Source organism: Amycolatopsis speibonae, from assembly GCF_042647925.1.
In the GTDB taxonomy this organism is placed as follows: Bacteria; Actinomycetota; Actinomycetes; order Mycobacteriales; family Pseudonocardiaceae; genus Amycolatopsis; species Amycolatopsis speibonae.
In genome coordinates this window covers 45,231-51,424 of record NZ_JBHRWK010000096.1, presented here as the reverse complement: position 1 = coordinate 51,424, position 6,194 = coordinate 45,231, and the positions used below count along the sequence as shown (strand labels likewise).

General features: G+C 70.2%; 6 protein-coding genes. 1 reads left to right on the top strand and 5 read right to left on the bottom strand.

What is annotated here, in order from left to right:
- Window positions 1-404: 404 nt before the first annotated feature.
- A complete protein-coding gene (gene hflX / locus ACFOSH_RS39695; protein ID WP_378246171.1) occupies window positions 405-1,838 on the bottom strand; it encodes a GTPase HflX in 1,434 nt (477 codons plus the stop codon).
- Window positions 1,839-1,881: 43 nt separating this feature from the next.
- Window positions 1,882-2,379, bottom strand: a complete 498-nt coding sequence (locus ACFOSH_RS39690) for an ArsR/SmtB family transcription factor (protein ID WP_378246169.1) — start codon at window positions 2,377-2,379, stop codon at window positions 1,882-1,884.
- A 61-nt stretch (window positions 2,380-2,440) separates the two neighbouring features.
- On the opposite strand from ACFOSH_RS39690, the gene ACFOSH_RS39685 reads away from it, so the two are divergent.
- Window positions 2,441-3,685: an MFS transporter gene (locus ACFOSH_RS39685; RefSeq protein WP_378246167.1), complete on the top strand. Its 1,245-nt coding sequence runs from the start codon at window positions 2,441-2,443 to the stop codon at window positions 3,683-3,685.
- On the opposite strand, the gene dapF is transcribed toward ACFOSH_RS39685, so the two are convergent.
- From dapF to ACFOSH_RS39670, 3 genes are read right to left on the bottom strand one after another with little or no spacing between them, the layout of a single operon-like run.
- Window positions 3,682-4,509, bottom strand: a complete 828-nt coding sequence (gene dapF, locus ACFOSH_RS39680; RefSeq protein ID WP_378246165.1) for a diaminopimelate epimerase — start codon at window positions 4,507-4,509, stop codon at window positions 3,682-3,684. The genes ACFOSH_RS39685 and dapF overlap by 4 nt on opposite strands.
- A gap of 10 nt (window positions 4,510-4,519) precedes the next feature.
- Window positions 4,520-5,422, bottom strand: a complete 903-nt coding sequence (gene miaA, locus ACFOSH_RS39675; protein ID WP_378246163.1) for a tRNA (adenosine(37)-N6)-dimethylallyltransferase MiaA — start codon at window positions 5,420-5,422, stop codon at window positions 4,520-4,522.
- Window positions 5,419-6,108 carry a class III extradiol dioxygenase subunit B-like domain-containing protein gene (locus tag ACFOSH_RS39670; protein WP_378246161.1) on the bottom strand — a complete coding sequence of 230 codons (690 nt, stop codon included), beginning with the start codon at window positions 6,106-6,108 and terminating at the stop codon, window positions 5,419-5,421. The genes miaA and ACFOSH_RS39670 overlap by 4 nt, the downstream gene beginning before the upstream one ends.
- Window positions 6,109-6,194 lie beyond the last annotated feature (86 nt).

Below are 6,194 nucleotides of genomic sequence, written 5' to 3'. Positions count from 1 at the left end.
ACGACATCAGCAGCCACACTCCACAGATCCGCGATCATCACAAGACCCTGACCAGCGTAGACGCCACCACCCCGAATAAACCAACAGCATCATCCAACGCACCAGAATCCACACAGTCGACGCCACAGGCCCGGTGTCGCACAGAGTCACCCGACACCGGGCACAAACACGCCAGGTTTGCCTTACCCCTCAAATAGACCTCGACGACCCATGGGCGCGCCCAGTCGGAAGCCTGCGTACGCGTGAGCGCGCCGGTGGCGAGGTCGTCCAGCACCCTTCGCACCTCAGCGCGCGTCGGGACGGGCACGTACTCACCCACGAGCGCCTCCATCGTCGTCCCCAAAACTACGTGAAGGCCCCCTTCCCCGCGTCCAGCGCGGGAATGGGGGCCTTCACGTAGTTGCTTACAGAGCCGAGCCGTCCGTCTGGAACTCGCTCAGCGCCGCGGCCAGCTCGGGCCTGCCCCGGACGAGCAGGCGTGTACCGGTCTCGACGTGCTCCTCTTCCAGCACCTCGCCATCGCCGTGTGCGCGGGAGACGAGCTCGCCTCGCGAGTACGGGATCAGCACCTCGACCACGACCTCCGGCCTCGGCAACCGCTCCGCGATCACTTCGGCCAGCTCCGTGATGCCGGTGCCTGCCCGGGCCGACACCTGCACCGAACCGGCCATCTGATGCCGCAACCGGACCAGCGACACCTCGTCGGCGGCGTCGGCCTTGTTGATCACCAGCAACTCCGGCGGGAGCGGCTCGGAGCGGCGCTTCGTGATCTCGGCGAGCACTTCGCGTACCGCGTTGACCTGCTCTTCCGGCGTCGGGTCGGAACCGTCGACGACGTGCACGAGCAGGTCGGCGCTCGCCGCCTCCTCCAGCGTCGAACGGAACGCGTCCACCAGCTGGTGCGGCAGGTGCCGGACGAAACCGACGGTGTCGGTCAGCGTGTAGGTGCGGCCGTCGGGTGTCTGCGCCCGCCGGGTCGTCGGATCCAGCGTGGCGAACAGCGCGTCCTCGACCAGCACCCCGGCGCCGGTCAGCGCGTTGAGCAGGCTCGACTTGCCGGCGTTGGTGTAGCCGACGATCGCGACGCTCGGCACCTCGTTGGCCACCCGGCGACCGCGTTTGGTCTCGCGGATGGTGTCCATCGCGGCGATCTCGCGGCGCAGCTTCGACACGCGCTTGTTGATCCGCCGCCGGTCGGTTTCGAGCTTCGTCTCACCGGGACCACGCAGGCCCACACCACCGTTGGCACCGCCGGCCCGGCCACCGCCCTGCCGGGACAGCGCCGCACCCCACCCGCGAAGCCGCGGGATCAGGTACTGCAGCTGGGCCAGCTCGACCTGCGCCTTGCCCTCCTTGGAGCTGGCGTGCTGCGCGAAGATGTCGAGGATCAGGGCGGTGCGGTCGATGACCTTCACCTTGACCTTCTCCTCCAGCTGGCGCAGCTGGCCGGGCGAGAGCTCACCGTCGCAGATCACCGTGTCGGCCCCGGTGGCCGCCACGATCTCGCGCAGTTCCTTGACCTTGCCCGAGCCGATGTAGGTGGCGGGATCCGGGCGGATCCGCCGCTGCACCAGGCCTTCCAGCACCTCGGAGCCCGCCGTTTCGGCGAGCCGGGCGAGTTCGGCGAGCGAGGCCTCGGACTGGAGGGCGCTGCCCTCGGTCCACACACCGACCAGAACGACGCGCTCCAGGCGCAGCTGCCGGTATTCGACCTCGGTGACATCCGCGAGTTCGGTGGACAGGCCCGCTACCCGGCGGAGCGAGGCGCGGTCCTCGAGCTCCAGTTCGCCGGTCGAAGGGTCCTTGTCGTTCAGATCGTTGTGTGTCAGTTCCGTCATCGTGCCTCCATGGTCCCACGTTTCGGCGGCGGGACCGAATTCATTACCTGCTCGGATACTTCGACAGGTAGATGGCCGTGCGTTTCGCGGCGGGATCGGCGGGCCGGGAGATGAAGTCGTCGAGCAACTCCGTCAACCGTGCTTCGAACTCGGCGATCTGCTCGTCCGGTACCTGGACGACCATTCGAGTCTGGTGCACCTCGTCGAATCCCACATCGGCGATTTCGGCCAGATAGGCCTCGAAGACCGCCTGATCGATCCCCCTGTCGCTGGAATCAAGATGCCAGGACAACCCGGTCGAGCGATAGGGAATTTCTTTCGCGCCGCGCGTGCCGCGTCGCGCGGGGAGCGCTTCGAGGAACCCTGTGTCGACGAGCTTGCGCACGTGATGCAGCATCGTCGCCGGATCGCGATCGAGCCGTTCGGCGAGTTCCTTGTTGGTCAGCGCTTCGGAGAAGGTCAACCGGATGATGCGCAGCCTTATTCCGGAGGCCATGGCGGCGATCTCGGCCTCGGTGGCGGCGCGTCGTGGAGTAGGCACCGCGACAGCCTAGAGCCGAAAGTGATTGACAGTTTCCAATCACTCAGGCCAGGGTGGCGTCGTGCGCAGAGACTCCCTCTTCTTCCACGCGGACTTCCGACGGCTCTGGGCGGGCGACACGGCCAGTCAGGTGGGCGCGTTCGCGGGCCACACCGTGATCCCCCTGCTCGCGGCCACCGTGCTGGCCGCGACGCCGTTCGAGATGGGGCTGCTGACCGCGGCCGAGACCATCGCGTTCCTGATCATCGGGCTGCCCGCCGGGGTGTGGGTGGACCGGATGCGGCGGCGGGTGCTCATGCTGCGGGCCGACTTCGTCCGCGCGGCGCTGCTGCTCAGCATCCCTCTCGCCTGGTGGGCCGGTGTGCTGTCGCTGGCGCAGTTGCTGGTGGTGGCCACGCTCGTCGGCGTCGCGACGGTGTTCTTCGACGTGGCCTACCAGTCGTATCTGCCGTCCCTGGTCGGCCGGGAACACCTGCTGGAGGGCAACGCGAAGCTCCAGGCCAGCCAGTCGGTGGCGTTCCTGACCGGACCGGGCATCGGCGGCGGGCTGGTGCAGCTGGCGGGTGCGGCCAACGCCGTGCTGATGACCGGGGCGGGGTTCCTGACCTCCGCGCTGTGCCTGCTGCGGATCCGCACCGTCGAAGAGGTTCCCGAGCGGAACGGCGGAGAGAAGCTGCTCCCCCAGATCGCCGAGGGGCTGCGGTTCGTGTTCACCGACCCCGCGCTGCGCTCGATCGTCGCCTGCACCGCGACAGCCAACCTGTTCAACGGCGCCTTCACCGCGGTGGAGATCCTGTTCCTGAACCGCGAGCTGGGCCTTTCCCCGGCTGTCATCGGCGTCGTCCTGGCGACCGGCGGCGTGGGCGGGATCATCGGGGCGATCCTGGCCGGGCGCATCACCCGGCGGATCGGTCAGGCGCGATCGATCTGGCTCGTCCCGCTGCTGACCTGGCCGTTCCAGCTGCTGCTCCCGCTCGCCGCGCCGGGCTGGCGGATCGTGCTGTTCCCCGCGGCGCTGGCGATCGCGGGGTTCGGGATCATCGTCTACAACGTCGCGCAGGTCACCTACCGGCAGGCCGTCTGCCCGGACAGGCTGCTCGGCCGGATGAACGCCAGCGTGCGCTTCGTGGTGTGGGGCATGCTGCCGCTGGGCGGGCTGATCGGCGGCGTGCTGGGTGAGGCGATCGGGATCCGGGGGACGCTGTGGTTCGTCGCGGTCGGTGAGACGGCCGCGCTGCTGTGGGTGGTCTTCTCCCCGATCCGGAAGCTTCGCGACCTTCCTCAGGAGCCCGTCGCGGTCGGCTAAGCGCCGAGACCGGCCCACCAGGCTTCGTCGAGTTCCCCGCGGGCGACGATCTCCGCCGGGCCGGTCAGGGTGGACTCGCCGCGGCGCACCTCGACCACCACGCGGCCGCCGGGGATGTCGACGGTCGCTTCGCCGGTGTCGGTGCCCGCGAGGTGCAGCGCGGCGGCGACAGCGGCGACCGTGCCGGTGCCGCAGGACCGCGTCTCGCCGACACCGCGTTCGTGGACGCGCATCTTCAGCGCGTTGTCCCCCAGGAGGTTGATGAACTCGAGGTTCACGCCCTCCGGGAACACGTCGGAGTCGAAGTCGGGCTGGTCACGCAGGTCGAGCTCGTCGACTTCGTCCTCGACGACCGACACCAGGTGCGGGTTGCCGACGTTCACCGCGACACCGGAGAACGGCTTCCCGGCGACGACGGTGACCGAGGTGCCGGTGATCGTCGCCGGCCCCATCCCCACGGTCACCGACCCGTCCGCGTGCATCCGGACCGGCCGGTCGCCGGCGCGGGTGCCGATGACGAAGTCGCGCTCGGGCACGAGCCCGGAATCGACCAGGTACCGGACGAAGACCCGGACGCCGTTGCCGCACATCTCCGCGATGGACCCGTCGGCGTTGCGGTAGTCCATGAACCATTCGCCCTCGGACTCTTCGCCGAGAGCGGCCGACCGCACGACACGCAGCACACCGTCGGCGCCGAGACCACGCTGACGGTCGCACAGCGCCGCCACCCGCGCCTCGGTCAGCTCGAGGCGGCCGTCAGGGTCGGGAAGCAGCACGAAATCGTTCTGTGTGCCGTGTCCCTTAAGGAATTCGATGCCGCCCATGGCAGCCAGATTACTGGGCCGTCACCTCGAGGACGCGCTCGGCCAGCCGGTCCGACCCGCCGTCGAACCACTCGATCCGCTTGTCCCGCCGGAACCAGGAACGTTGCCTGCGCACGAACCGCCGGGTGGCCTGCGCGGTGGCCTCGGCGGCGGCCTGGAGATCGCCGTCGCCGTCGAGTGCGGCGATCACCTGCTGATAGCCCAGCGCCCTCGACGCGGTGAGCCCGTCGCGAAGTCCTTCGCCCAGCAGCGTCCGTACTTCGCCGACGAGCCCGGCTTCGAACATGATCTCGACGCGGCGGTCGACGCGGGCGTCGAGTTCCGCCGGTTCGCGATCGATACCGATCAGGACCGTGCCGTAGCGCGCGGGCCCCGGTTTCGGCAGGTTCGCCGAGAACGGTGCGCCGGTGATCTCGATGACCTCCAGCGCGCGCACGATCCGGCGGGTGTTGGTCGGGAGGATGGCCGTGGCGGCGATCGGGTCCAGCTCGGTGAGCCGGGCGTGCATCGCGGCGACGCCGATTTCGTCGGCTTCGGCGGTCAGCCGGGCGCGCACGCCGGGATCGGTGCCCGGGAACTTGAGATCGTCGAGCACCGCTTGGACGTAGAGGCCCGACCCGCCGGTGAGGACCGGCACGCGGCCGGCGTCGAGGAGCTCTTCGACACGCTTGCGCGCGTCACGCTGGTACGCGGCGACGGACGCAGTCTCGGTGACGTCGAGGACGTCCAGCAGGTGATGCGGCACGCCCCGCCGCTCCTCGGCGGTCGCCTTGGCCGTCCCGATGTCCATCCCGCGGTACAGTTGGAGCGCGTCGGCGTTGACCACCTCACCCCCGAGGGTGAGGGCGAGTTCGACGGCCAGCGAGGTCTTCCCGGTCGCCGTGGGCCCGACGACCGCGACCGGCCGGATCACGCCTGCTCCCAGACAGCGACGTGGTAGCCGACGCCGAACGGCGCGGCCGAGTAGAGAACCTCGGCGGTCCAGCTCCCGCCCGCCGCCAGCCCGGCGAGGACCTGCCAGGGCGCGCGGCCGCCTGCCCCGAGTTCGGCGGCCAGGGACGGGTCGAGTGCGGCCAACGCGCCGGCGTCGCCCTTGGCCAGGGCGTCGCGGACCCCGGCGTCGAAACCCTCCGCGCGCTCGTCCTCACCACCGGGGGAACGCGGGCCGTGCCTGCTCGAACCGTCGCCGAGGACGAGGACCGCGACGGGCTCCCCCAGCTCACGGCCGAACAGTTCGCACTGGCCGGGAGGGGTCGCGGGGTCGACCAGGTGGACCCGGACGGAGGACGCGCCTCCCTGCTCGCGCAGCCAGCCGGCCACGAGCGCGGGCAACGGCAGCTCCGTTTCGGGCGCTGTCACCCGGCTGAGTGAGACACCGAGGTCGACGCCGTAGCCCCGGAAGGAACCGCTCGCGTGTTCCGGCACCTCGGGCGCCCCCGCGGCGGCGCCGACGACGACCCAGTCCGGCGAAGCGCTGGTCAGGCGCCGCGCGGCGGCGAGGCAGGCTTCGCGCAGCTCGGCGCACTCGTCCGCCGCTCCGGCGGCCAGTTCGGGGATGAGCAGCGGGGGTTGCGGGAGCACGGCGACACGGCGGATCACGGCCGCCGACGTTACCTTCCCCGCTTCTGACCCCCCGCAACCGACCGACACGGAGGGTCCACCGGAAGTAGGATCACTGCCCTCTG

What these genes read in the sequence shown, in the direction of transcription:
- hflX (WP_378246171.1), bottom strand. Translation starts at nt 1,838, where the DNA reads ATGACGGAACTGACACACAACGATCTGAACGACAAGGACCCTTCGACC.
- dapF (WP_378246165.1), bottom strand. Translation starts at nt 4,509, where the DNA reads ATGGGCGGCATCGAATTCCTTAAGGGACACGGCACACAGAACGATTTC.